Annotated in this window: 24 protein-coding genes, 1 tRNA gene, 1 pseudogene and 1 riboswitch; of the genes and pseudogenes, 23 read left to right on the forward strand and 3 right to left on the reverse strand. The window is 70.1% G+C overall.

Annotated elements, in window-relative coordinates:
* From H483_RS33205 to H483_RS33250, 10 genes are all read left to right on the forward strand, one after another.
* On the forward strand, positions 1–1,446 hold a 1,446-nt coding region (locus H483_RS33205), incomplete at its 5' end, for a CTP synthase (RefSeq protein WP_017837667.1).
* A 6-nt stretch (positions 1,447–1,452) separates the two neighbouring features.
* Positions 1,453–2,022, forward strand: a complete 570-nt coding sequence (locus H483_RS33210) for an NUDIX hydrolase (RefSeq protein ID WP_017837668.1) — start codon at positions 1,453–1,455, stop codon at positions 2,020–2,022.
* 54 nt (positions 2,023–2,076) lie between these two features.
* Positions 2,077–3,027, forward strand: a complete 951-nt coding sequence (locus H483_RS33215) for a site-specific tyrosine recombinase XerD (protein WP_017837669.1) — start codon at positions 2,077–2,079, stop codon at positions 3,025–3,027.
* 75 nt (positions 3,028–3,102) lie between these two features.
* Positions 3,103–3,978, forward strand: a complete 876-nt coding sequence (locus tag H483_RS33220; RefSeq protein ID WP_017837670.1) for a ParA family protein — start codon at positions 3,103–3,105, stop codon at positions 3,976–3,978.
* Complete coding sequence (locus H483_RS33225; RefSeq protein ID WP_081615214.1) at positions 3,975–4,868, forward strand: ScpA family protein; 894 nt, start codon at positions 3,975–3,977, stop codon at positions 4,866–4,868. Before H483_RS33220 ends, H483_RS33225 begins: the two co-directional genes overlap by 4 nt.
* On the forward strand, positions 4,859–5,584 hold the full coding sequence (gene scpB / locus H483_RS33230; protein WP_031265045.1) for an SMC-Scp complex subunit ScpB: 726 nt from the start codon (positions 4,859–4,861) through the stop codon (positions 5,582–5,584). The genes H483_RS33225 and scpB overlap by 10 nt, the downstream gene beginning before the upstream one ends.
* Before the next feature lie 7 nt (positions 5,585–5,591).
* Positions 5,592–6,350, forward strand: coding sequence for a pseudouridine synthase (locus H483_RS33235; protein WP_017837673.1), 759 nt, complete (start codon positions 5,592–5,594; stop codon positions 6,348–6,350).
* Positions 6,347–7,090 (forward strand): (d)CMP kinase, encoded by a 744-nt coding sequence (gene cmk, locus H483_RS33240; protein ID WP_017837674.1) that lies wholly within the window; start codon positions 6,347–6,349, stop codon positions 7,088–7,090. The genes H483_RS33235 and cmk overlap by 4 nt, the downstream gene beginning before the upstream one ends.
* Positions 7,087–8,544: a ribosome biogenesis GTPase Der gene (der, locus tag H483_RS33245; RefSeq protein WP_017837675.1), complete on the forward strand. Its 1,458-nt coding sequence runs from the start codon at positions 7,087–7,089 to the stop codon at positions 8,542–8,544. Before cmk ends, der begins: the two co-directional genes overlap by 4 nt.
* 68 nt (positions 8,545–8,612) lie before the next feature.
* Positions 8,613–8,686 (forward strand) — tRNA-Pro (locus H483_RS33250).
* A gap of 91 nt (positions 8,687–8,777) precedes the next feature.
* Here H483_RS33250 and H483_RS33255 read toward each other — a convergent pair.
* Positions 8,778–9,500, reverse strand: a complete 723-nt coding sequence (locus tag H483_RS33255; protein ID WP_081615215.1) for a hypothetical protein — start codon at positions 9,498–9,500, stop codon at positions 8,778–8,780.
* 230 nt (positions 9,501–9,730) lie between these two features.
* Between H483_RS33255 and H483_RS33260 the strand changes: the two genes are divergently transcribed.
* Complete coding sequence (locus tag H483_RS33260; protein WP_017837677.1) at positions 9,731–10,870, forward strand: ATP-binding protein; 1,140 nt, start codon at positions 9,731–9,733, stop codon at positions 10,868–10,870.
* Positions 10,871–10,906: 36 nt separating this feature from the next.
* On the opposite strand, the gene H483_RS33265 is transcribed toward H483_RS33260, so the two are convergent.
* On the reverse strand, positions 10,907–11,593 hold the full coding sequence (locus tag H483_RS33265) for a HEAT repeat domain-containing protein (protein WP_017837678.1): 687 nt from the start codon (positions 11,591–11,593) through the stop codon (positions 10,907–10,909).
* A gap of 128 nt (positions 11,594–11,721) precedes the next feature.
* Entirely contained in the window at positions 11,722–12,306 is a 585-nt protein-coding gene (locus H483_RS33270) for a TetR/AcrR family transcriptional regulator (RefSeq protein WP_017837679.1), read from the reverse strand.
* A gap of 123 nt (positions 12,307–12,429) precedes the next feature.
* Between H483_RS33270 and H483_RS33275 the strand changes: the two are divergent.
* From H483_RS33275 to H483_RS0119875, 12 genes and pseudogenes are all read left to right on the forward strand, one after another.
* Positions 12,430–12,816, forward strand: a pseudogene (locus tag H483_RS33275) (DUF1304 domain-containing protein).
* Between the two features lie 57 nt (positions 12,817–12,873).
* The gene (locus H483_RS33280) at positions 12,874–13,917 is read left to right on the forward strand and encodes an NADP-dependent oxidoreductase (RefSeq protein ID WP_017837682.1); all 1,044 of its coding nucleotides are present in this window, start codon (positions 12,874–12,876) and stop codon (positions 13,915–13,917) included.
* Between the two features lie 90 nt (positions 13,918–14,007).
* A complete protein-coding gene (locus H483_RS33285; protein ID WP_017837683.1) occupies positions 14,008–15,156 on the forward strand; it encodes a hypothetical protein in 1,149 nt (382 codons plus the stop codon).
* 89 nt (positions 15,157–15,245) lie between these two features.
* Positions 15,246–17,543 carry an accessory Sec system translocase SecA2 gene (gene secA2 / locus H483_RS33290; protein WP_017837684.1) on the forward strand — a complete coding sequence of 766 codons (2,298 nt, stop codon included), beginning with the start codon at positions 15,246–15,248 and terminating at the stop codon, positions 17,541–17,543.
* Positions 17,540–18,304, forward strand: a complete 765-nt coding sequence (locus H483_RS33295; RefSeq protein WP_017837685.1) for a CDP-alcohol phosphatidyltransferase family protein — start codon at positions 17,540–17,542, stop codon at positions 18,302–18,304. The genes secA2 and H483_RS33295 overlap by 4 nt, the downstream gene beginning before the upstream one ends.
* A gap of 9 nt (positions 18,305–18,313) precedes the next feature.
* Positions 18,314–18,757: a glycine cleavage system protein GcvH gene (gene gcvH, locus H483_RS33300; RefSeq protein ID WP_193746889.1), complete on the forward strand. Its 444-nt coding sequence runs from the start codon at positions 18,314–18,316 to the stop codon at positions 18,755–18,757.
* A 121-nt stretch (positions 18,758–18,878) separates the two neighbouring features.
* Positions 18,879–19,298, forward strand: coding sequence for an FHA domain-containing protein (locus H483_RS33305; protein WP_031265046.1), 420 nt, complete (start codon positions 18,879–18,881; stop codon positions 19,296–19,298).
* Positions 19,295–20,029, forward strand: coding sequence for a MerR family transcriptional regulator (locus tag H483_RS33310; protein ID WP_017837688.1), 735 nt, complete (start codon positions 19,295–19,297; stop codon positions 20,027–20,029). Before H483_RS33305 ends, H483_RS33310 begins: the two co-directional genes overlap by 4 nt.
* A 70-nt stretch (positions 20,030–20,099) precedes the next feature.
* Positions 20,100–20,600, forward strand: a complete 501-nt coding sequence (locus H483_RS33315; protein WP_042329984.1) for a bifunctional nuclease family protein — start codon at positions 20,100–20,102, stop codon at positions 20,598–20,600.
* 290 nt (positions 20,601–20,890) lie between these two features.
* Positions 20,891–21,493 (forward strand): MerR family transcriptional regulator, encoded by a 603-nt coding sequence (locus H483_RS33320; RefSeq protein ID WP_031265047.1) that lies wholly within the window; start codon positions 20,891–20,893, stop codon positions 21,491–21,493.
* A gap of 34 nt (positions 21,494–21,527) precedes the next feature.
* Positions 21,528–21,624, forward strand: a riboswitch (glycine riboswitch).
* A gap of 175 nt (positions 21,625–21,799) precedes the next feature.
* The gene (gcvP, locus tag H483_RS33325) at positions 21,800–24,694 is read left to right on the forward strand and encodes an aminomethyl-transferring glycine dehydrogenase (protein WP_017837691.1); all 2,895 of its coding nucleotides are present in this window, start codon (positions 21,800–21,802) and stop codon (positions 24,692–24,694) included.
* Between the two features lie 71 nt (positions 24,695–24,765).
* On the forward strand, positions 24,766–25,593 hold the full coding sequence (locus tag H483_RS0119875) for a hypothetical protein (protein WP_017837692.1): 828 nt from the start codon (positions 24,766–24,768) through the stop codon (positions 25,591–25,593).
* The last annotated feature ends 7 nt before the right edge of the window (positions 25,594–25,600 follow it).

Consider the following 25,600-nt stretch of genomic DNA (forward strand, 5'->3'; position numbering starts at 1 on the left):
CAGGTGATCCCGCACATCACCGACGCGATCAAGGAGCGCATCATCGCGATGGGCGCTCCCGACGAGCAGGGGCGCCGCCCGGACGTCGTGATCACCGAGGTCGGTGGCACCGTCGGCGACATCGAGTCGCAGCCCTTCCTGGAGGCCTGTCGGCAGGTCCGCCACGAGGTCGGTCGCGAGAACATCTTCTTCCTCCACGTGTCGCTGGTTCCGTATCTCGCACCCTCGGGCGAGCTCAAGACCAAGCCCACCCAGCACTCCGTGGCGGCGCTCCGGTCCATCGGCATCGTCCCCGACGGCCTGGTCCTGCGCTGCGACCGCGAGGTGCCGGACGGACTGAAGTCCAAGATCGCGCTCATGTGCGACGTGGACCTCGAGGGCGTCGTCTCGACCCCCGACGCGCCCAGCATCTACGACATCCCCAAGGTCCTCTTCGGCGAGCACCTCGACACCCACGTCATCCGCAAGCTCAATCTCCCCTTCCGGGACGTCGACTGGACCGTGTGGGGCGAGCTGCTCAGGCGGGTGCATGAGCCCCGCGAGGAGGTCGAGATCGCCCTGGTCGGCAAGTACATCGACCTGCCCGACGCCTACCTCTCGGTGACCGAGGCCCTGCGCGCGGGTGGCTTCGCCCACCGGGCGCGGGTCAACATCCGGTGGGTGGAATCCGACGCCTGCGCCACCGAGGCCGGCGCGCGGGAGGCCCTCCGGGGAGTCGACGGCATGCTGATCCCCGGCGGCTTCGGCATCAGGGGGATCGAGGGCAAGCTCGGCGCGATCTCGTGGTCCCGCAGGAACGGGATCCCCTTGCTGGGCCTGTGCCTGGGACTGCAGTGCTCGGTGATCGAGGCGGCCCGGTCGGTGGGACTCGAGGGCGCGTCCTCGACGGAGTTCGAGCCCGACACCGAGCACCCGGTGATCTCCACGATGGCGGACCAGGTCGACGCCGTGGCGGGCAACGCCGACCTGGGGGGCACCATGCGCCTGGGCGCGTACCCGGCGGTTCTGAGCAAGGGGTCGCTGGTCGCCGAGGCGTACGGCGCCACCGAGATCTCCGAACGGCACCGGCACCGGTTCGAGGTCAACAACGCCTACCGGGACAGGGTCGCCGAGTCCGGTCTGCGGTTCTCGGGCACCTCGCCCGATGGTCACCTGGTGGAGTTCGTCGAGTACCCGCGGGAGCAGCACCCGTTCTTCGTCGCCACGCAGGCTCATCCGGAGTACAAGTCGCGGCCCACCCGCCCGCACCCGTTGTTCGTCGCCTTCATCAAGGCGGCCCTGGACTACGAGAACGAGATGCGGCTGCCGGTCGAGCCGTGGCGGGCCGACCAGTCGGGGGAGTCCGCTCCGGCGACCGTCGCCGCGCCGGACGCCGGGACGTCCAGCGTGCGCGTCGATGACGTTGCCGCCGAACTGACCTCCGACGTGCGCGCCGACGGGAGCTGATCACCGGTGGCCGACTTCGGCGCCCCCGGGTCGCACGACTACCGAACCGTCGCCAGCCGGGAGGTCTTCGACGGCCGGATAGTCCGGTTGCGTGTGGACACCCTCACCATGCCGGGCGGGGGGACCGCCCAGCGTGAGATCTGCGGGCATGACGACGCGGTCGCGGTGATCGCGCTCGACGACGCCGATCAGATCACGCTGGTCCGTCAGTACCGCCACGCGGTGGGGGAGCGACTCTGGGAGCTGCCGGCGGGGCTGTGCGACGTCGAGGGGGAGCAGCCCGTGGAGACCGCACAGCGTGAGCTGGTCGAGGAGACCGGGTTGGAGGCGCGGTTCTGGGAGCCTGTCATCTCGATCGTCCCGTCACCGGGTTTCTGTACCGAGCGCGTCCACGTGTTCCTGGCCAGGGAGCTGAGTGAGGTGGATCGTCCGGAGGCCCATCACGAGGAGGCGGACATGGAGGTCACTCGGATCCCGTTCACCGACGCCGTGGACGCCGTGCTGGACGGGCGCATCGTCAACGGCATCGCCGTCGCCGGCATCCTCGCCGCACGGGCGACACTCGCCGGGCGCTGACCGGGCGTCAGCGATGAGGCCGGCCGTCCCCCCGATGACGCTGTCCGTCCCGCGATGACACCTCACGACGGCGCCGCGGTCCAGATCCGCGGTTACCTCGACCACCTCGCCGTCGAACAGGGGGCCTCCGCCCACACCCTCGCCGCCTACCGGCGTGACCTGGAGAAGTACCGGCGCTACCTGTCGGAGGCGGGGATCGGGGATCTCGGGGCCGTGACCGAATCGCATGTCGAAGAGTTCCGGGCGGGGCTCGCCACCGCTGACCCGGACGTCGGCAGGAGAGCGCTCGCGCCCAGTTCTGTCGCCCGTGCGCTGGCCGCGGTCCGGGGACTGCACCGGTTCGCTACGAGGGACGGTGTGACCCGTGTCGACGCCGCGGCCGCCGTGACCCCGCCGCGGCCGCCGCGGCGACTTCCCAAGGCGCTCCCCGTGGACCGGATCATCGCGGTGATCGAGGCCGCCGGCGCAACCGAGGTGGACACCGATCCCGCCCGCCTGCGGGACCGGGCGATGCTCGAGCTCCTCTACGCGACCGGGGCGCGAGCGGCCGAGCTCGTCGGTCTCGACGTGGACGATCTCGACGGTCTGGACCGCCCGGACGGGGGCACGGTGATCCTGCGCGGGAAGGGGGGCAAGGAGCGGGTGGTCCCCGTGGGGCGCCCGGCCTGCAACGCGGTCGGCGCCTACCTGGTGCGCGCCCGACCCGCCCTGGCCGTTCGAGGTGGGCCGGCGCTCTTCCTCAACGCCCGCGGCGGGCGCATCACCCGGCAGAGTCTGTGGAACGTGGTCTCGGCGTCCGCCCAGAGGGCGGGCGCCGGGTCTGAGGTCTCCCCGCACTCGTTCCGGCACTCCTTCGCGACCCACCTGCTGGACGGCGGGGCTGACATCCGGGTGGTCCAGGAGCTGTTGGGGCACGCCTCGGTCACCACGACCCAGGTCTACACCCTCGTCACCGTCGAGACGCTCCGCGAGGTCTGGGCCGAGTGTCACCCCCGGGCACGGTAACGTGACCGGGGACCGGCCTGGGCGCAGGCGACGACGCAGCGAGAGGAGACGCGGGTGGCGCAGGACTCTGGGACAATGGATCCCGCACTGTTCTCCCGCGCGGAACTCCTGGGCGCCGACGACCCGGCGGCCGGCGAGGGTTTCTCGGCGATCCCTGAGCCCCAGCCGCTCACCTCCCACGGTCCCGCGGTGGTGCTCTCGATGTGCAACCAGAAGGGCGGGGTGGGCAAGACCACCAGCACGATCAACCTCGCCGCCTCGCTCGCCGAATACGGCCGGAGGGTCCTCGTGGTGGATCTCGACCCCCAGGGTGCGCTGTCGGCGGGTCTGGGCATCCCGCACCACCAGCTGGAGCTGACGGTCTACAACCTGCTGGTGGACACCACCGTGTCGACCGAGGAGGTGCTGGTCCGGACCCGGGTGGAGGGGGTGGACCTGATCCCCGCGAACATCGACCTGTCCGCCGCGGAGATCCAACTGGTCAACGAGGTGGGTCGGGAGCAGGCGCTGGGCCGCGCGCTGTACCCGGTGCTCGACAGGTACGACTATGTGCTGATCGACTGCCAGCCGTCGCTGGGCCTGCTCACCGTCAACGCGTTGGCCTGCTCGGACGGGGTGCTGATCCCGATGGAGTGTGAGTACTTCTCGCTGCGCGGGCTCGCACTGTTGACGGACACCATCGAGAAGGTCCGTGACCGGATCAACCCGCGCCTGCACCTGTCCGGCATCCTCATCACCATGTTCGACCGGCGGACGGTCCACGCCCGCGATGTCCTCGGCCGAGTGGTCGAGGTGTTCGGTGACAAGGTCTTCGACACCCTCGTCACCCGGACGGTCCGGTTCCCGGAGACCACCGTCGCCGGCGAACCCATCACCACGTGGGCGCCCAGATCCGCGGGAGCGCAGGCCTACCGGGCGCTGGCTCGCGAGGTCATCCAGCGCGGTAGATGAGCGCTCCGGTGACCGGTCCGGTGAGTGGCGTCGGGGACACGCCCGAGGACCTGCCCGGGGCCCCCTCCGGGGACGGGGACGGAGACGGGGTCGCCGAGGCCGGGGAACCGCGCGCGTTCACCGTCCACCTGGCCAACTTCACCGGCCCGTTCGACCTGCTCCTGGGACTCATCGACTCGCGCCGCCTCGACGTGACCGAGGTCGCGCTCCACATGGTGACCGACGAGTTCATCGCGCACGCCCGCGAGCTGGGCCGGGAGGCGGGCCTCGAGGAGGTCACCGAGTTCCTCGTGGTGGCGGCCACCCTGCTCGACCTCAAGACGGCGCGGCTCGTGCCGTCCGGTGAGGTCCAGGACCCGGAGGATCTGGCGCTGCTCCAGGCCCGAGATCTGCTCTTCGCGCGGCTCCTGCAGTTCCGGGCGTTCCGCCAGGTGGCCGAGCTGTTCGCCGAGCTGGACAGGACCGCCCGTCACTCCCATCCGCGGACGGCCGGCCCGGACGACGAGTTCCTGGACGTGTTGCCCGAGGTGGAGCTGGGGGTGGATGTGGAGCAGTTCGCCACCATCGCCGCCGTGGCGTTTCGCCCCCGGCCCGTGGAGGAGGTGGGGGTCTCCCACGTCCACACCCCGACCGTCTCCGTCCCCGAGCAGGCCGCCCGCGTCCTGGAGCTGCTGAGATTCCGGGGACGGGGCCAGTGGGTGGACTTCCGGGACCTGGTCTCCGGGTGCGGCGACTCCCTCGTCGTCGTCGCCAGGTTCCTCGCCCTGTTGGAGTTGTACAGGGCGCGCGCGGTCGCGCTCGCCCAGGACGAGGCGCTCGGTGACCTGTCGGTGAGTTGGACGGGTGAGGAGGCCGCCGAGGTGACACGCGGGAGGGACGAATGGATGTGACTGACGACGACGACACGCGCGCGGGCGGCGCGGTGGGAGACGACGGGCTCGACGACGACGAACTCGGCAGCGACACGTCATCGCCGCTGCGGTCCCGACTCGAGGCGCTCCTACTGGTCGTGGACCAACCGACCGCCGAGGGGGCGCTCGCTGAGGCGGCGGACTCGACACCTGCTGAGGTGGCGGCCGAGCTGCGCGGCTGGCGGGACGACCTCACGGCCCGCGGCAGCGGGATCGACCTGAGGCGCACCGAGGAGGGATGGCGCCTCTACACCCGTCGGGAGTTCGCCCCGTACGTAGAGCGGCTGCTCACCGATGGCACCCGGTCGACCCTCACGCGGGCTGCGCTCGAGACGTTGGCGGTGATCGCCTACCGGCAGCCCGTCACCCGGTCACGCGTGGCGGCGGTCCGCGGGGTCAACGTGGACGGGGTCATGCGGACCCTCGTGGCCCGTGGTCTGACCGTGGAATGCGGCACCGACCCGGACACAGGGGGCCTCCTGTATAGGACCACGGAGCTCTTTCTGGAAAGATTGGGGCTGACGTCGCTCGACGAGCTCCCGGACATCGCCCCGTTGCTGCCGGATGTCGACCTGGTCGACGAGATGAGCGACGACCCCGCGGAGGACCCGCGGATACCCCTGGGGCGGCGCAGAACCGCAGCGCCCGACCCCGACCCCGACCTCACCAACGACCACCAGAACGAAGAGATGTGACTTACTCATGACAGAGTCCGCTGGCCGAGACGGCTCACCGGTACGACTCCAGAAGATCCTGGCCCAGGCCGGGATCGCCTCCCGCAGGGCCTCGGAGGACCTCATCGCCCGTGGGCGCGTGGAGGTCAACGGGAAGATCGTGCGCGAGATGGGCGTGAAGGTCGATCCCGCCACGGCCGTGATCAGGGTCGACGGCACCCGGATCGTCCTCGACGACAACCTGGTCTACCTGGCGCTCAACAAGCCCCGCGGGTACCACACCACCATGTCCGACGACATGGGTCGTCCCTGCGTGGGCGACCTGGTCGCCGATCGCGTCGACGCCGGTCAGCGGCTCTTCCACGTGGGTCGCCTGGACGCCGACACCGAGGGGTTGTTGTTGGTGACGAACGACGGCGAACTCGCGCACCGGCTGATGCACCCGTCCTACGAGGTGTCCAAGACCTACATGGCCACCGTGACGGGCGTCGTCGGCAAGGGTGTCGGCAAGACTCTGCGCGAGGGGGTCGAACTCGAGGACGGTCCCGCGAAGGTCGACCAGTTCTCGGTGCTCGACGTCCACGAGGGGCGGTCGCTGGTCAAGGTCGTGCTGCACGAGGGGCGCAAGCACATCGTCCGCCGTCTGCTGAGCGAGGTCGGCCACCCGGTCGAGTCGCTGGTACGGACTCGTTTCGGAGCCGTCGCGCTGGGGGACCAGCGCGCGGGCAGCTTCCGCAAGCTGGGCCGCAAAGAGGTCTCGGATCTCTACGCGGCGGTGGGCCTGTGAGCGCGCCGGCCGGACCGACCGTGCCGGACGGCCCCCGTCGGCGCCGGATCGCGATCGACGGTCCCGCGGGCACCGGAAAGTCCACCCTGGCCCGCCTGCTCGCCGAACGGCTCGGCGGGGCCTACCTCGACACCGGTGCGATGTACCGGGTGGCCACCCTCCAGGTGCTGCGCGCCGGGATCGACCCGGAGGACGCCGCGGCGGTGATCGCCACGTCCGCCGACCTGCCGATGGAGATCGGCACCGACGCGGGATCCGAGCGGATCCTGCTCGCCGGTGAGGACGTGAGCGACGAGATCCGCACCGCCCGCGTCACCGCAGGCGTCTCGGCGGTCTCCGCCGTCCCGGAGGTCCGGGCCAACCTGGTCGGCCTGCAGCGGCGCCTGGCGTCCGGGGGCGGCACCGTCGTCCTCGAGGGCCGCGACATCGGCACGGTGGTGCTCCCCGACGCCGAGGTCAAGGTGTACCTCACCGCGAGCCCGGAGATCCGGGCCCGCCGCCGAACCGACCAGGATCGCCTCGCGGGACGCGACGCCGACTACGACGAGGTGCTGGCAGCGGTGATCGAGCGTGACCGCAAGGACTCCACCCGCGCCGCGAGCCCGCTCCGCCCCGCGGACGACGCGATAGTCCTCGACACCTCAGACCTCACCCTCGACGAGGTGCTCGACCGGTTGGTCGCACTCGCGGAGGGCACCGACGCGTCGCACGGCGACGCCGCAGAAGGGAACACACGATGACCAGCAACGAGGACTTCGACCTGCCCACCGGACCGGTCGAGGAGACCGTCGAGGACGGTTGGAACGACGACACCGACTGGGACGCCGTGGCCGAGGAGTGGGCCGACGAGATCGGCGCCGAACTCGACGGGGTGGAGATCCTGCCCACCGTCGCCATCGTGGGGCGCCCCAACGTGGGCAAGTCCACGCTGGTCAACCGGATCATCGGCCGCCGCGAGGCCGTGGTGGAGGACGTCCCCGGCGTGACCCGGGACCGCGTCTCCTATGAGGCCCTGTGGAACGGCCGCACGTTCATGGTCCAGGACACCGGTGGGTGGGAGCAGGACGCCAAGGGCATGCACCGCTCCATCGCGCAGCAGGCCGAGATCGCGATGGGCACCGCCGACCTCATCGTCTTGGTGTGCGACGGGACCGTGGGCATCACCGCCGCGGACGAGACGGTGGCCAAGAGCCTGCGCCGCTCGAAAACCCCGGTGATCCTGGCGGTCAACAAGGTGGACAGCGAGAAGGCCGAGCTCCAGGCGGCCGAATTCTGGGGGCTGGGGCTCGACCAGCCCTATGCCATCTCCGCCGCGCACGGCCGGGGCACCGCGGACCTGCTCGACGAGATCCTGCGCCAACTCCCGTCCAAGGCCCGGATGCGGGAGACGACCGACGTGCCGCGGCGCGTGGCGCTGGTCGGCAAGCCCAACGTCGGGAAGTCGAGCCTGCTCAACAAGCTCACCGGCGAGGAGAGGTCGGTGGTCGACAACGTCGCCGGCACCACCGTCGATCCCGTGGACTCGCTCGTCGAGCTGGGTGGCAAGACGTGGCGCTTCGTCGACACCGCCGGCCTGCGACGCAAGGTCAACCAGGCCTACGGGCACGAGTACTACGCCTCGCTGCGGACCCGCGGGGCCATCGAGGCCGCCGAGGTCGTGGTGCTGCTGCTGGACGCCTCGGAACCGATCACCGAGCAAGACCTGCGGGTGATCTCCATGGTCGCCGACGCCGGTCGGGCGCTCGTGATCGCCTTCAACAAGTGGGACCTGGTGGACGAGGACCGCCGGTACGACCTGGACAAGGAGATCGACCGGGAACTGTCCAAGATCCTGACCTGGGCCTACCGGGTGAACATCTCGGCCACCACCGGGCGTGCCCTGGCCAAGCTGGTGCCGGCGATGGAGGGCGCACTCGACTCCTGGGACAAGCGCATCCCCACGGGTCCGCTCAACACGTGGATGAGCGAGGTTGTAGCGGCCACCCCGCCGCCGATGCGCGGCGGCAAGCTGCCGCGGATCCGCTTCTGCACCCAGGCCACCACCCGGCCGCCCACGTTCGTGTTCTTCTCCACCGGGTTCCTGGAGGCCGGCTACCGGCGGTTCCTCGAGCGTCGCCTGCGCGAGACCTTCGGTTTCGACGGCTCTCCGGTCCGGGTGAACGTGCGCGTCAAGGAGCGCCGACAGCGCAAGTGACCAGGCGATTGGAGTGCGCCGATAGCCGTGCGCTAGTCTGATCCAGTCGCCGCGAGAGCGGTGGCGGGCGGGCTGTGGCGCAGCTTGGTAGCGCACTTGACTGGGGGTCAAGGGGTCGCAGGTTCAAATCCTGTCAGCCCGACGCAAAGATGACGATCTCAGGGGCGGTTTCCCACTCGGGAGACCGCCCCTGAGTCATGTGCGCCCACGGTTGTTCCGCTCCGACATCGCTCCTAGGCGACGGGCTCCGACGAGTGCGCGATTGGGCTGCGTCCCACGGCGAGCCAGATTCCGGTGACGACAAGCCAGAACGGCATGAGGATCCCGGGGAGTCCGGGGACCCCGGACACCACCACGGCGCCGAGCGTCCCCACACCGAGGATCGCCGCGACCGTCCCGAGGATGCGGGAGACGTCCCGCTCTACCCACGCCATCCAGGCCAGCGCGAGCGCCGAGGCGATGAGCCCGGTCCACGGGATGTACGCGCCGAAGTCGGTCAGCATGTAGTAGACGAACAGTCCCTCCTCGCCGTACGCGCCCGCCTCCGGGCCGAGGTAGTTGGCCAGGGCACCTCGCCACCCGTACCCCAGGATGAGCGCCCCCGCGGACGCGATCAGGCCGATGCTCACGACCCTGGCGGCCGTGGAGCGGGTGAACCGGGTCTCGACGTGTCGGCGCCAGGCTGCGGCGAAGACAATCAGGGCGAAGACGGCGAGCAGGCCCGCCAGGAATCCGATCCGGCCGATCGCGGGATCGAGGCCGATCATGTCGGCCGGGACGACGGCGTGGCTCTCGCCGCGGTTGATCGCCTCCACCTCAGCGTCGGGTCGGAGGTCTGTCGCGACGGTCCCGACCAGCCCGGCCGCACCGGCGAGCACCGCCCAAAGGGGCCATGCGGTGAACCGGCCGGGGTTCGCTGACGCTGTGGGGTTGTCGATAGGGGGCGTGGAACTCATGGAGTGACCTTTCGTGGGTCGGCGGGGCGCGGCGGCCACGAGCGGCAGCGGCGGCCCTAGTCCAATCATTCCCACCTGACCGGCCCCGCGGAAGACCTTCGATGCCTTACCACCGGGGTTGGATGGGGGGGCGTCGGACCGATGGAACCCACGATCTCGGGTCTCTGCAGTCTCCCGAGGAGCAACTGATTTGTGGGTTACGCTGGGCAATTAAAACGAATGGAGACAGAATGACCGGGCTCGTGATCGGTTCGGGCGTCGATGTTCCGGGGGAGCCCGTGACCCTCGACGCCCGTCGCTTCAATCGCCACACCTTCTGGTGCGGGCAGAGCGGTAGCGGGAAGACCTACGCGTTGGGAGTTGTCCTGGAGCAGTTGCTGCTGCACACCGAGCTCCCGATGGTCATCCTGGACCCGAACGCGGACTTCGTCAGGCTGCCCGAGGCCCGCGAGGATGCCAGCGCGGCGGAGGCGGCCCGGCTCGCGGAGCTCGACATCCGGGTGCTGCGCTCATCGGGCGACTCGCCGGGCGACTCGTCAGGCAGCTCGGGGGATGGCTCGGGGAAGAGTCCCGCGGGGCGGCTGCGCGCCCGCTACGTGGACCTGACCCCGGCGTCGAAGGCCGCCCTGCTCCAACTCGATCCGATCGCGGACGCGGAGGAGTACAACGTCTTGTTGCGGGCGGAGGTCCGCGCCGAGAACTTCGACTCGGCGGGCGCGCTCGCGGCGTTCCGGCAGTCGTCCGACCCGGGGGAGGTCCGGCTGTCCTACCGGATGGAGAACCTCCAGGTGCTCGAGTGGGACCTGTGGTCCAGGGGCGCAGGTTCCGTCGTCGACGTGATCGATCAACGACCACGCGCTACGGTGATGGACCTCGGAGGCTTCACTCACCCGGCCGAATCCAAGGTCGCGGCACTAGCGGTCCTGGAGCACCTGTGGACACGGCGCGAGGACCGGAAGCCGATCCTCATCGTGATCGACGAGGCGCACAACATCTGCCCACCAGACCCTCAGACCGATGTCGAGCGTGCCCTCACCCGGCAACTGGTCCAGATCGCCGCGGAGGGCCGCAAGTTCGGCTTGTGGTTGTTGCTCTCCACCCAGCGACCCAACAAGATCCACCCCAACGTGCTCTCCCAGTGCGACAACCTCGGCCTCATGAGGGTCAACTCGCCCAGGGACCTGAAGGAGCTCGCGGGGGTGTTCGGGTTCGCAGGCGAAGACCAGATCCGACGCTCGGCGTCGTTCGCCCAAGGGCAGGCGCTCTTCGCCGGGGGGTTCCTCTCCGAGCCGACGTTCGTGCAGATGGGCCGCCGCATCACCGAGGAGTCGGGCGGGGACGTGGGGGTGCCGCTCCGCGGCGGCAGGTGAGATGACGGACGGCTCCCGTCCCCGGGAGGGCAGCAGTCACAGCAGCGCCGACAGTCGCTTCTTGCGCAGATTCTGCGTGACGATCCACTGGACGTCGGGGTCGTCGGTCGGCAGCTCCTGAAACGCAGTGAGCCCGGGCTCGGGATCCGCTGCCACGGCGACACTCCAGCAGTACCCCAACGCCTGGCGGAGGTTGCGGACCGCGGGGTCTTTGCGCTGCGCCGGCGGCAGCGCCGTGAGGTGGTCCGTGCAGCGCCGGCACACCTCGATGGCGACGGCCGCCGCCGGGGCGGTGCGCAGGAGGCGGGGTTCGCAGATCGCCACCACGGCGACGCGCTGGACATAGGGCTCGGGATCCTCGGCCCACCGCCGGACCAGCTCGATCAGCACCTCGGGTGTGTCGTCTCCGAGGAGCTGCAGGCCGATGGCCACCCCCTCGCGAACCCGCCACCGGTCATCCGTCGCGAGCGCCCGGGCACGCTCCTCGCACTGCGTGGAGCCCGCTCTCACTCCGAGGGCCGCGGCGGCGCACGCCACGGGATACTCGTCGCCGTCGGCCAGCATCGCCTCGATGGCGCGCTCGTCCGCCAGCCTGGCGGCGACAGTGAGTAGCGAGAGGTTGGCGCGTGGCCCGGGGAGGCCGGACCGGGCCGAGAGGTACTCCGGCCACTCGTCCGGTTCCAGAGCGTGGAGATCGTTGCGTGATGACTGAACAGTCCCCATCGGCTGACGGTACGTCCGACGCGGTGCCCCTCGCGGGGGTATGGCGCCGCGTGCCCACCGTTGGGGTGTGGCTCGCCCGTTGACCGTCGTCGGGCGGCCCGGGCGCGTCGGCATGAGGCGCCCCGGCATCAGGTGTGATCGTCGAGGAGCCGGATCGCGGTGTCGATGCACTGCAGCGCGGCCACATTGTCGACGCGGGTGAGCGCGAAGGCCGCGACGATCATCGCGGTGCAGGCGTCGGCGAGCCGGGCGTTGGCATCCGTGTCGTGCGTGGGGCGGTGGGCGAGGACACCGCGGCCGACGGCGGCCCGCAACTCTTCGCGATACGCGGCCACCACCTCGCGCACGGCCGCGTCCCGCGCGATCGGCGAGGTTGCCGAGTTGATGAGCAGGCACCCGTGGGCGAACGCCGGGGAATCGGAGTCGAGGAACGTGCTCCGCAGTCTGCCGAGGTAGTCGACGATCGCGTCGGGCGCGACCGGGGTCTCGGCGAACGGCCGGAGCATCGGACGGACCACCTCGTCGAGATAGCTCTCGACCGCCGCGTCGAAGAGACCGCGCTTGCTGCCGAAGGCGTTGTAGATGCTGGAGCGATTCAACCCGGTGGCGCGTTCGAGGGTCGGGATGGCCGCGTCCTCGTACCCCGATTCCCAGAACACCTCACGCGCAGAGCGAACGGCGGCGGCGGTGTCGAATGCCTGCGTGCGAGCCATGGTCGGCCTCCTCTTGTGAAATGCCCGGTTTGTCAAATGCCAGGTTTGTGAAACGCCCGGTCCAGTATATAGTGGAACGATCAGTTCAGAACTCCCGCCCCATCGATCCGACGAGGTCAGCCCATGCTCATCTTCTCCCTTGTTCTCGCCGCGCTCGCGGCGCTGGTGCACGTCATCATCTTCGCGCTCGAATCGCTGATGTGGACGAGCGCCCGCGCCCGTCGGGTCTTCGGGACGAGCCCCGAGGAGGCGAGGGCTACCGAACAGATGGCCTTCAACCAGGGGTTCTAGAACCTCTTCCTCGCCATCGTCACGGCGGTCGGCATCGGGATCGTCCTGGCCGGCGTCGTGCCCGTGGGGGCCGCGTTGCTGTTCGCCGGTGCCGGTTCCATGGCCGCGGCGGCGCTCGTCCTGTTCTGTTCCGCTCCCGACAAGCGGGGGGCCGCCCTCAAGCAGGGTCTGCTCCCGCTGCTCTCGGCCCTCGCCCTGGCCCTCGCGCTCGCGCTGTAGCAGCCCGCGCCGCTGCCTTCCCGCACCCCGCACGCACCCTCACCAGAAAGCCGAACCATGACCCACGTCAAACACACCGCCACCGACTCCGCAACCAGCACCCAGATCCAGCTCGCCGCCCGCCCCACGGGGTGGCCGACGCACGAGGACTTCCGCACCGCCACCGTCACCTACGGGCCGGTCGGGCCGGGCGAGGTCCGGGTCTCGAACCTCTACGTCTCCGTCGACCCCTACATGCGGGGCCGGATGAACGACGTGCGTAGCTACACCGCCCCGTACGCCGTCGGCGCGACCATCACCGGCGGCGCGGTCGGCCGCGTCACCGCCTCCACCGACCCCGCCGTCCCCGTGGGCAGCGTGGTGCTCCACCAACACGGGTGGTCGGACGTCGTCCAGGCCGACGCCTCGACCTTCACCGTCGTACCCGAGCTGGAGGGAGCCCCGCTCTCGCTGTACCTCGGCATCCTCGGCATGACGGGACTGACCGGGTACGTGGGACTCACCGCGATCGCCGGCCTGAAGCCGGGGGACACGGTCTTCATCTCCGGCGCCGCCGGCGCGGTCGGCACCGCGGCGGGGCAGATCGCGCGACTCCTGGGTGCCGGTCGCGTCATCGGATCCGCGGGATCGCCCGAGAAGGTGCGGCTGCTCACCGAGAAGTACGGCTTCGACGCCGCGCTGAACTACAAGGAGGCGCCGGTGCGCGATCAGCTCGGCGAAGTGGTCCCGGAGGGCGTCGACGTCTACTTCGACAACGTCGGCGGCGACCACCTTCAGGCGGCGCTCGACGTGATGAACGACGGCGGGCGAATCGCGATGTGTGGGGCGATAGCGAGCTACAACGTCGAGGGCAGGACACCCGGCCCGGACAACCTGGCCACCATCATCACTCGGGGACTGACTCTCACGGGCTTCACCCTCGGCCGCTACCTCGACCTGCGCACCGAGTTCACCGACCGGATGACGACCTGGTTCGCCGGCGGAGAGATCGCCTACGACGAGACGGTGGTCGACGGCATCGAGAACACGGTCGACGCGTTCCTCGACATGATGCGCGGGGCCAACACCGGGAAGATGGTCGTGCGGGTCACGTCCGAGTAGCACTGGAGGCGTGCGATCGGCGGAGCGGGCATCATGGAAGCATGATGTCCATCGGCGGTGACCGCCGGCGCAGGGGAGAGGTGCTCGAGTATGACCAGTCGCGATCAGGACGGTGACGGCGAGGACGCCCGCGCCCGCCTGATCCGCCGCGTCGACGACCTGTGCACGGGCAAGGCCTCCACGAGTCGGGGGGAACTCTCCGACCGGGCCGCACTTCTGATCGCCTGCGGACTCGTCGAACCCCGGATCGCGGGGATCGTGCTGGCGCGTCTGCACCGTAACCTGCCCTTTCCCACGATCGGCGGCTTCCACCAGCTGCGGGTGATCGAGGAGCAGCGTCACGACCTCCGGCGTCAGCTGGGGACCCCGTTGCCGTCGGTCCTGAGGATGGCGTTGCGCACCCGGCTCGCGGAACTCGATCGGAAGTACGTCAGCCTGCGCACCGGGTTCACTCGTGGCGCCGGAGTCTTCGCCTATCGGATCAAGGACATCCGCGCGGACCGTAAGCGCGGCGTTCATCTGGACCCCGAGGACCGGGGCCGGCTCTTCGACGCCCTCGCCTCCACCCCGACGATGGCGCCGGTTCCGATGGTGCCCAGGACCATGGTCGAGTTGGGGACCGCCGCCGCGGCCTACGGTCAGCGTGAGATGGGCCGGGTCGTCCTGCCACACCGTGTCCAGGCGGTGGTGGATTCGCTGCCGTCGCTCCCGCGGATCCGTGCGGACAGCCGGCGCCTCCCTGAGATGTACACGGCGCTACTCATGGACGCCGGCGGGATGTACGACCGGCTGATCCGGGCCTACGTGCGCGGGGGGCGGTCCGTCGAGGAGATCCGACTGCAGTTCGACGCGGAGACCGAGCTGATGGGGCTCGCCGGAGATCTGTGCCGCCTGCGCGAGACGGCGTCGACTCCGGGTTTCTCCACCGCTCGGGACGGGTTCACCCTCCTGACCGGGATGGGAGCCGCGATCGACGAGGTCTGGGCGGAGGTCGTGGAGCGAGCGGTCGCCTTCCGCGAACTGGTGGAGTCCGTGGAGAACCGTGCCGAGGCCGCGGTCTCCGAGGCCGCGCGGCTCAACGACATCGCCCGGGAGAACGGGGTGCGGCCCCCGTCCACCGTGCACGCGCCCAGTCCCGCGGACCTCACGGCCGAGCACCTGGCCGCCCGTGCCGGTGACCGGATGCTGTCCACGGAGGCGATGCGGAGGCTGCGCGGGCAGATCGACCCGAATCGCTGACGCGGCGACCGGCGGGGTCGGCCGCCGATCGGCTCGGCCGCTGCGTACGGTGGCATCAACTGTTCGATTGACCGGGAAGGACTCCTCGCGTGGGATTCGCCAACCGCTTCTGGAAGCTGATGGGCTCCACCCAGGGCCGGGACACCTCGCGCGCGCAGAGTGCGGTCGAGGCGTCACACGGGTTCGACGAGTGGGCCTCGGGGGTGGCGGACGGCGATTTCGCGGACGAAGCCCACGGCCTGGAGCTGTTCGGTGAGTCTCCCGAGGACCTCGCCCGGTTCCTGGCTCTGGCCAGGGAGGCCGCGACCCGCGCTGTGGGCCTGAGGCCGTTCGACGTCCAGCTCCAGGGCGCCCTGCGGATGTTCGCGGGCGATGTGGTGGAGATGGCGACCGGTGAGGGCAAGACCCTCGCGGGTGCGGTCGCGGCGGCCGGATACGCCCTCCAGGGCCACACCGTCCACGTCATCTCCGTCAACGACTACCTCGCCGCGCGGGACGCGCGGTGGATGGGGCCGATGTTCGAGCTCCTGGGCCTGACGGTGGGTCACGTGACCGAGTCGTCGACGCGCGAGGAGCGTCGCCGGGCCTACGCCTGCGACATCACCTACGGGTCCGTCTCCGAGATCGGGTTCGATGTGCTGCGGGAGCAGCTGGTCACCGACCCGGCGGATCTCATCGCTCCCACCACGGACGTCGCCCTGGTCGACGAGGCGGACTCGGTGCTCGTCGACGAGGCGCTGGTCCCGCTGGTCCTCGCCGGGTCGACGTCCGGGGAGGCGCCCACGGGGGAGATCCTCTCCGCGGTGCGCAAACTGCGGCCGGGTCGCCACTACGAGACCGATTCCGAGCGGCGCAACATCTTTCTCACCGACGACGGCGCCGAGGCCATCGAGGGGGAACTGGGGATCGGTGACCTCTACGACGCGGAGCACGTGGGCACCACGCTGGTCCAGGTCAACGTGGCACTGCACGCCTGCTTTCTGCTGAGGCGGGATGTGGACTACATCGTCCGTGACGGCCGGGTCCAGCTGATCAACGCCTCGCGCGGTCGCGTCGCCGAGCTGCAGCGGTGGCCGGACGGGTTGCAGGCGGCCGTCGAGGCCAAGGAGGGCGTCGCGGTCTCCGAGGCCGGGCAGATCCTCGACAGCATCACGGTCCAGGCGTTCATCGGGAGGTACGACCGCGTGTGCGGCATGACGGGGACGGCTCTCGCCGCGGGGGCACAGCTCCGGGAGTTCTACTCGTTGGGTGTGTCCCAGATCGACCCCAACACCCCCTGCGTCCGGTTCGACGAGGCCGATCGGACCTACATCGACGGCGACAGCAAGACCCGCGCCGTCGTCGAGCACATCGCCGCCATCCACTCGACCGGCCAACCCGTGCTGGTGGGGACCCATGACGTCGCCGAGTCGGAGGAACTCGCCGCACGCCTGTCCGACAGGGGCGTGGACTGCGTCGTGCTCAACGCCAAGAACGACGAGGAGGAGGCCGCCATCATCGCCGAGGCGGGCGACGTGGGCAACGTCACCGTCTCCACCCAGATGGCCGGCCGGGGCACCGATATCAGACTGGGCGGGTCCGACGAGGCCCGCCGCGACGAGGTCGTCGCACTCGGCGGACTGCACGTGGTGGGGACCGGGCGGCATCGGACGGAGAGGCTCGACAACCAGCTCCGAGGTCGCGCCGGACGTCAGGGAGACCCCGGCAGCTCGGTCTTCTTCGCCGCCATGGACGACCCGGTGGTGACCTCGGCGCTGGAGCCCGAGAAGATCCCCACCGCGCACGACCGGATGAGTGGGCTGCTCAAGGGCAACCGAGGACGCGACGCGGTCGACCACGCGCAGCGGGTCACCGAGGGACAGATGCTCGCGATCCACTCGAACACCTGGCGGTACAGCCGACTACTCGCCGAGCAGCGGTCGATCCTCGCCGAGCGGCGCGCGGCGCTGCTGCTCACCGAGAAGGCGTTCGAGGAGCTGACCTCCCACGATCCCGATCGCAGTGCCGAGCTCGTGGAGGCCCACGGCCGCGACGCCGTGGTGCAGGGGTGCCGCGACATCATGCTGTGGCATCTCGACCGGGGGTGGGCCCGTCACCTGGAGACGATGAACGACGTGCGCGAGTCCATCCACCTACGCGCCCTCGGACGGGAGAACCCCCTGGACGAGTTCCACCGCATCGCGATCGACCACTTCAGGGACCTCGCCTCGGACGCCGTCCGTGAGTCGGAGACGACGTTCGCCGAGATCGAGTTCACCGATTCGGGGGTGGATCTGGTGGCCAACGCGATGGCGCGGCCCACCTCGACGTGGACGTACATGGTCCACGACAACCCGATGGCGGCCGGCGGGAACGTCTTCTCCGGGATGATGTCGACCTTCCGATGAGTGGGGCGCGGGAGGGCAGGCGGGAGACCGATCTGCGGGAATGGCGGACGGGTGAGGGCAAGGTCCTCGGCGCACGCATCCCGCCCCCGCGGGACGGACACCTCTCCGCCGCGGTGCCGCCCGGCCTCGGGTACGAACCGCCGCTCCGCGACCCCGAGGTCAGCGACAGGTTCTGGACGCTCCCCAACGTCATCTCGCTGGCGCGCATCGCTCTGATCCCGGTGCTCGTGATGAGCATCCTGGTCTGGGACGATCCACCCCTGGCACTGTGGCTCCTCGGCGCACTGGTGGTCTCCGACTGGCTCGACGGCAAGATCGCCCGCTTGTGGAACATGCGGTCGACGTGGGGCGAGCGTCTCGACCCCCTCGCGGACCGCCTCCTGGTGGCGGCCGTCCCGGTGGCCTTCGCCGTCGCCGGGTACATCCCCGTCTGGGTGGTGGTGATTCTGCTGGTCAGGGACGCCTTGTTGGTGGGGACCATGCCGGTCTACCGGAGGCGCGGGATCGACCCCGAGGTCACCTACCTGGGCAAAGCGGCCACGTTCGCACTGTTCTGGTCGCTGCCGCTGCTGCTCGCCGGGTACGCGGGGGTCCCCGGAGGGGAGGGGTTGATGATCCTGGGCGAAGCCTGCCTGTACTGGGGCGTGGGCCTCTACTGCTGGAGCGGCGCGATTTACCTGTGGCAGGCCTGGAGGATCGCCCGCTCCGTCCCCCCGCGCCGCGGCCTATCTACTTCAGTGGAGCCGCCCGGCGGTGTGTAATGTCGCCACATGTACACGCCAAGTGAGCCACGCGAGAAGGGCACGTCAGTGAGCGACCAGAACATCCCCGACCAGCTCCGGTACACCGACGAGCACGAGTGGGTCGAGCGGGTGTCCGATACCCGCGTTCGCATCGGCATCACCGAGTACGCGCAGTCCAAGTTGGGGGACATCGTCTTTGTCCAGCTCCCTGACGTGGGCGGGGAGACCGAGTCGGGTGAGCCGTTCGGCGAGGTCGAGTCGCCCAAGAGCGTCTCCGACCTGTACGCCCCGCTCAGTGGGAAGGTCGTCGAGGTGAACACTGCCCTCGAGACCTCACCCGAACTGGTCAACTCGGATCCCTACGGTGAAGGGTGGATCGTCGTCCTCGAGATCCCGGACGTCGACGATCTCGAGACGCAACTCGAGCAGACCCTGGACTCGGACGGGTACTCCAAGATCACGGAGGGCTGAGGGGGAGGGACCGCCCCCGGCCCCGCGGCCGGACGGTCCGACATAGAATCGCAGGCACCGCATGGTGAGCCCCACGCCCGGGCTCGGACGAGGAGAGACGAACGTGACCGAGAACAAGAACATGCCCGAGGCCACCGCCGAGACCACCTCGGTGTTCCGCGCTGAGCTTCTCAACGAGTCCGATCAGCAGGCGGCTCAGTCCGAGCCCGCCGTCACCGGTGTCGAGGGCCTGCCCGAGGGGCAGGCGCTGCTGGTGGTCAAGCGGGGGCCCAACGCGGGCTCGCGGTTCCTCCTGGACCAGTCGACCACGTCGGCCGGCCGGCACCCGGACAGCGACATCTTCCTGGACGACGTCACCGTGAGCCGTCGCCACGCCGAGTTCAGGACCGAGGCCGGCACCTTCACCGTCGTCGACGTGGGATCCCTGAACGGCACGTACGTCAACCGTGAGCCCGTGGACTCGGCATCGCTGTCGAACGGCGACGAGGTGCAGATCGGCAAGTTCCGCCTCGTGTTCCTGACGGGTACGCCCGGGCAGTGACCGCCGCCGGACACGGCGCCGCCGAGGAGAAGCACCTCTCCATCGGTGGCGTCATCGCACTCCTGAGTCCGGATTTCCCGGATCTCACGGTGTCGAAGGTCCGGTTCCTCGAGAACGAAGGCCTGGTCACCCCCGAGCGGACCGCCAGCGGGTACCGGCGGTTCAGTGTCGAGGACCGTGAGCGACTGCGTTATGTGCTCACGGCGCAGCGGGACCGGTACCTGCCGCTCAAGGTGATCCGGGAGGAGTTGGAGGCGCTCGACTCCGCCATCGCGGACGGTTCCACCACTGCCCTGCTCCCGCGGCACGGTGCGGACGGGGTGCCGGGGTCGACCCCGGACGATTTCCGGAGCGACACCGTCCTGCGTCTCACCCGCGAGGACGTTGTGACGCAGTCGGGGGTGGACGCGGAGTTCGTGGGGTCGCTCATCGACGCCGGGCTCATCGTGCCGGGCGCGGGTGGCTTCTTCGACCCGGAGGCGGTCCTGGTCGCGCGGACCGCACACGATCTCGGCGGACACGGTGTGGACGTCCGTCATCTCCGGGGGTTCCGGACCGCCGCTGACCGGCAGACGGGGTTGATCACCCAGATCGCCGGCCCGGTGGCCCGTCAGGGGGACGCGGATGCCCGCGACCGCGCGGCCGAGTTGGCCCGGGAGATCGCGGCGCTGTCTGTGGCGTTGCATTCCACTCTGGTCACCGTCGCCGTCCGTCACGCGTTGGAATCCTGACGCGAGCGCCCGCGGGCGGTTCGGGACTAGGCTGGCAGGCGTGCGAGAGGCGGAGGACATGGGACAGAACATGCGCGAGGTGAGCGTCGTCGGTATCCGTTTCGAGGAACCGGAGTACGCGCCGGTGTTGATCCTGCACGAGAAGGACGGGGGCAGGTACGTGCCGATCTGGATCGGCGCGTCCGAGGCCGCGGCCATCAGTCTCCACCAGCAGGGGGTGCAGCCGGGCAGGCCGCTGACCCATGACCTCGTCGCGACGCTCCTCGACACCTTCTCCCACCCGCTCGAACAGGTGGAGATCGTGGGGGTCTCCGAGGGGACGTTCCTCGCCGAGCTCGTCTTCGAGGGTCGACGGGTGTCCGCTCGCCCGTCGGACGCCGTGGCGGTCGCGCTGAGGACGTCCTCCCCGGTTCTCGTCAGCCGGGAGGTCCTCGACGAGGTCGGCATCTCACTGGTGGAGCAGGGCGAAGAGGAGGTCGAGGCGTTCCGGGAGTTCCTCGACCAGGTGAACCCGGACGACTTCCTCGGCGGGGGCGACGCCCCGCGGGAGCCCGGCGGCCGCACCTCCTGACCATCGCGACCAGGTATTTCGGTTCTCCCAACAGTCACTTCAGCACCAGTTGGCAGGTCGCAGCCATGTCTCAAGTTCAACTTGAGGTTGAGGTTTACCGCGTGTCCTATTGATCGCAGCCCCGAGCGGGCCTAGCGTTGCTCCCAGTGAACTACACCGATGGTGTTCACACGTTCAGGAACCGGGTCCGTCAGGGCCTGGCACCGTGCCGTCGCGACAGCGGAGGCACCCCACAGCTTGAGGGAGCAATCGTGGCCGACCACACCCGGGATCCGGAGTCGTCCTCCATCGTGACGCAGACGGAGGGTCTCTTCGGAGGCGACGTCGAGGCCACCCAGGCCACGTTCGACGAGGTGCAACCGGGACTGTTCCCCGACGACGGGATCCCGGACGGGACGAGTGGGTACCGGGTCCCGATCGCCTGCCAGATCGCCGGCATCACCTACCGGCAGCTCGACTACTGGGCCCGGACCGATCTGGTGGTGCCGTCGATCCGCAACGCCGCCGGGTCCGGGAGCCAGCGCCTGTACTCCTTCAAGGACATCCTCGTCCTCAAGATCGTCAAGCAGCTGCTCGACACCGGCATCTCGCTGCAGAACATCCGCAAGGCCGTGGACCAGATCCGCTCCCGCGGGGTCAAGGACCTGGCCACCATCACCCTGTTCTCCGACGGTCGCACGGTGTTCGAGTGCACCTCCAAGGAGGAGGTGTTCGACCTCCTCCAGGGTGGGCAGGGGGTCTTCGGTATCGGGATCGGCGGCGCGATGCGGGAACTCGCCGGGTCGATCTCCGAGTTCCCCGCCGAGACCGTCTCGGCCGAGGACGTGATCGAGCCCCTCGAGGACGAGTTGGCGGCCCGTCGGCGTGCCCGCGCCTCGCGGCGCACGGGCTGATCGGCGGGAGTCGTCTAGACTCGGCGGTGCGTTCACGCGACTCACGGGAGAGTTCCGCGGCTGCAGCTGCGGGCGCCGAAGGAGCAACTCCTCTCCGAGAATCTCTCAGGCACCCGGACCGTGCAGTCGTCTAACGCCTCTGGAGAGTGGTGGAACAGACCACCCGCCCACGGGGAAAGCGCGGCTCGCAGGTGGGCCCCGTGAATCTCTCAGGCGCCGGCGTCAGCCGGTTGGGGACAGAGCGGAGAGGGTAGCACCGGCCCGCAGGCCGCCCGCCCGGGCGGCCCCGCCCTTCGAGGAGCACCTGTGACGACGACCCCGCACACCGCCCGGACCGGAGGCGAGTTCGTCGCCCGCCATCTGGGACCCGATACCGACGGCCTGGCCCACATCCTGCGCACCATCGGCGTGGACTCGCTCGACGAGCTCGCCGAACGCGCGTTCCCCTCGGTCATTCTCGACGAGGTGGGGCCCGACGGACGGGCAGCCGGAATCGACGCGCTCCCCGAGCCGTTGTCCGAGGCCGACACCCTCGCCGCCCTGCGGGTGCTCGCCGACGGCAACGAGGTCGCGGTCTCGATGATCGGCCAGGGGTACTACGACACACTCACCCCGGCGGTCATCCGCCGCAACGTCGTCGAGAGCCCCGCCTGGTACACGGGCTACACGCCGTATCAGCCGGAGATCAGCCAGGGCCGGCTCGAGGCGCTCCTGAACTTCCAGACCATGGTGGCCGACCTCACCGGCATGGACATGGCGGGCGCCTCCATGCTGGACGAGGGCACCGCGGCCGCCGAGGCCATGACGATGCTCCGTCGGGCCAACCGGTCCTCCAAGAGTCCCCGCTTCGCGGTGGACACGGACGTCTTCGGCCAGACCGCCGCGATCCTCGCCACCCGCGCGGAACCACTGGGCATCGAGATCGTGACCGCGAACCTGATCGACGACGGATTACCCGAGGGAGACTTCTTCGGCGCACTCGTGCAGACGCCGGGCGCCTCGGGGCGGGTCGCCGACGTCGCCGGGCTGATCGAGCAGTGCCACGACCGGGGTGTCCTCGTGGCGTCGGGCGTCGACCTGCTCGCCGCCTCCGTCCTCACGCCGGCGGGGGAGAAGGGGGCGGACGCCTGCTTCGGTTCCTCCCAGCGCTTCGGCGTGCCCATGGGTTTCGGTGGCCCGCACGCGGGATTCCTCGCCTGCCGCACCGCGCACGCCCGCAACCTCCCCGGCCGCCTCGTGGGCGTGTCCACCGACGCCGACGGTCGGCCGGCCTACCGGCTGGCCCTGCAGACGCGGGAGCAGCACATCCGGCGCGACAAGGCGACGTCCAACATCTGTACCGCGCAGGTCCTGCTCGCGGTGGTCGCCGCCATGTACGCCTCGTACCACGGCGCCGAGGGTCTGGCGGCGATCGCCCGGCGCGTGCACGCCCACGCGGCCGTCCTGGCCGACGGCCTCGTGGCGGCCGGTGTCCAGGTGATCCACGCCGACTTCTTCGACACCGTCCTGGCCCGGGTGCCGGGCCGCGCTTCCGAGGTGCTGGCCGCCGCCGCCGAGCGGGGGGTGAACCTGTGGAAGGTCGACGACGACCACGTGTCCATCGCCTGCGACGAGGCCACCACCGGGGACCACGTCGCGCTCGTCCTCGAGGCGTTCGGCGGAGATGTGGCCGACGTCGCGGACGCAGGCGAGTTGGAGGTCCTGGTCGACCCCGCCTACGGCGACCGGACCTCGCCGTTCCTCGAGCACGAGGCGTTCGTGAAGTACCGGACCGAGACCGCGATGCTGCGCTATCTGCGCGCCCTGGCGGACAAGGATCTCGCCCTGGACCGCACCATGATCCCGTTGGGGTCCTGCACCATGAAGCTCAACGCGACCACGGAGATGGAGCCCATCACGTGGCCCGAGTTCGCCGGGCTCCACCCGTTCGCGCCGGCCGAGCAGACCCGCGGCATCCGCCGGCTGGTGGCCGACGTCGAGCAGTGGCTCGTCGACATCACGGGCTACGCCGCGGTGAGCCTGCAGCCCAACGCGGGCAGCCAGGGCGAGTACGCGGGACTGTTGGCGATCCGGCAGTACCACCGCTCCCGCGGCGACGAGGACCGCAGGGTGTGCCTGATCCCGTCCTCGGCACACGGGACCAACGCCGCGTCCGCGGTGATGGCCGGGATGAAGGTCGTCGTCGTCGGCTGTCGGCCGAACGGTGACGTGGACGTCGACGACCTCAAGGAGAAGGTCGAGCGGCACGCTGCCGAGCTCTCGGCCATCATGATCACCTACCCGTCGACGCACGGGGTGTACGAGCACGACATCGAACAGATCTGCGCGATCGTGCACGACGCCGGGGGGCAGGTCTACATCGACGGGGCCAACCTCAACGCCCTCGTGGGGGTGGCCCGGCCGGGGCGGTTCGGCGGCGATGTGAGCCACCTCAACCTGCACAAGACCTTCTGCATCCCCCACGGGGGCGGCGGTCCCGGGGTCGGCCCGGTCGCGGTGGCAGAGCACCTGCGCGAGTTCCTGCCGGGCCACCCGTACGAGGAAGGTCTGGGGTCGGGCGCGGTGGTCTCGGCCGCGGCGTTCGGGTCCGCATCGATCCTCCCCATCACGTGGGCCTACGTCCGCATGATGGGCGCGGACGGACTGCGTCGCGCCACCCTCACGGCGATCGCGAGCGCCAACTACCTGGCCCGCCGGATCGGTCAGGACTTCCCGGTGCTGTACTCCGGGGACGGCGGGTGGGTCGCCCACGAGTGCATCCTCGATCTCCGGCCGCTCATCGACTCGGTGGGCATCTCGATCGACGACGTGGCCAAGAGACTGGCGGACTACGGGTTCCACGCCCCCACGATGAGCTTCCCGGTCCCCAACACCCTGATGGTGGAGCCGACGGAGAGTGAGGACCTGGCCGAGTTGGACGCGTTCTGCGACGCGATGGCGGCGATCCGCGCCGAGATCGCCCGGGTCGAGGCGGGGGAGTGGACCGTGGAGGACAACCCGCTACGGGGAGCTCCCCACACCGCCGAGAGCGTCTCCGCGGACCAGTGGGATCACGCCTACCCCCGCAGCCTCGCGGGATACCCGCTGGGGCCGGCCTGGCGCCCGAAGGTCTGGCCCGCGGTGCGTCGGATCGACGGTGCCTACGGCGACCGCAACCTGGTGTGCTCGTGCCCTCCGCTGGACGCGTTCGCCGAGGACTGAGCCGAGGCGCCCCGGGGGGGCCGGGCCGACCGGCGTTCCGGGGTGTCGTACCCACGTGAGACCGTGCGGGCATGACGACGACCGGATCCCGTCCCATCCCGGACCTGCCCTCTTCGTGTCTCAGATGGTGCCGTGCCCAGCCCCCGGCTCTGCTGGTGGCGGACGAGTACGTGGAGATCGACCTCGACCTGTGGAACCTCAGGTTGGCGGAGCGCCGCGTCGACCTCCGCCTGGTCGCCGGTGGGCCGGACGGTGGCCGTGTCGAGTCCGGATCCGGATACCTCCGCAGGAGCGACCTGTGGGCGGCGGGTCGCCGGGCGCGGGGAAGCCTGGAGGAGTCGGTTGTCGCGCTCTACATGTGCGCGGCCTGGCTCACCGGTCACCCACTGAGATCCGGAGTGCGTCGGGGGCTACCGGACTTCCGCGTGCCCGAGCGGGACCGGTCCGGGTGGCGTTCGGTCTCCTCCCACGGTTATCCCCTGGTCCTACACGAGGCGGCGAACTGGCTGGACACGCCGGGGGAGGCCATGAACCTCCTGCGCAACGGTGCACCACACGGCAGGGCAGGTAGGGGAGTGCCCGATCTCGGGTTCCCTCTCGCGTCGCTCTACCTGTCGTCGCTGGGCATGGCGTGGTCGCAGCAGCACATCGTTCCCGTCGACCCGGCCGGGATCGGCACTCTCGTCCACGCCGGATGGACGGAGATCGAATCGATCGGCCGGATGACGCCCCGCAGGTACCAGTGGTACCTGGAGTTAGTCTCCGCGTGGGCGGAGGAGGCCGCCGTGGACCCGCTCGTCGTGGAGATGTGGCTGGTGCACGACTGGTGCGAGCGACGGTCTCTGGTCGCACCCACGGGCTCGTCCGCCCACAACCCGCCGGGAGGTCGGCTGCGGTGACTCCCTG

Origin of the sequence: Dietzia sp. UCD-THP (assembly GCF_000349585.1) — a bacterium.
GTDB classification, from domain to species: Bacteria; Actinomycetota; Actinomycetes; order Mycobacteriales; family Mycobacteriaceae; genus Dietzia; species Dietzia natronolimnaea_A.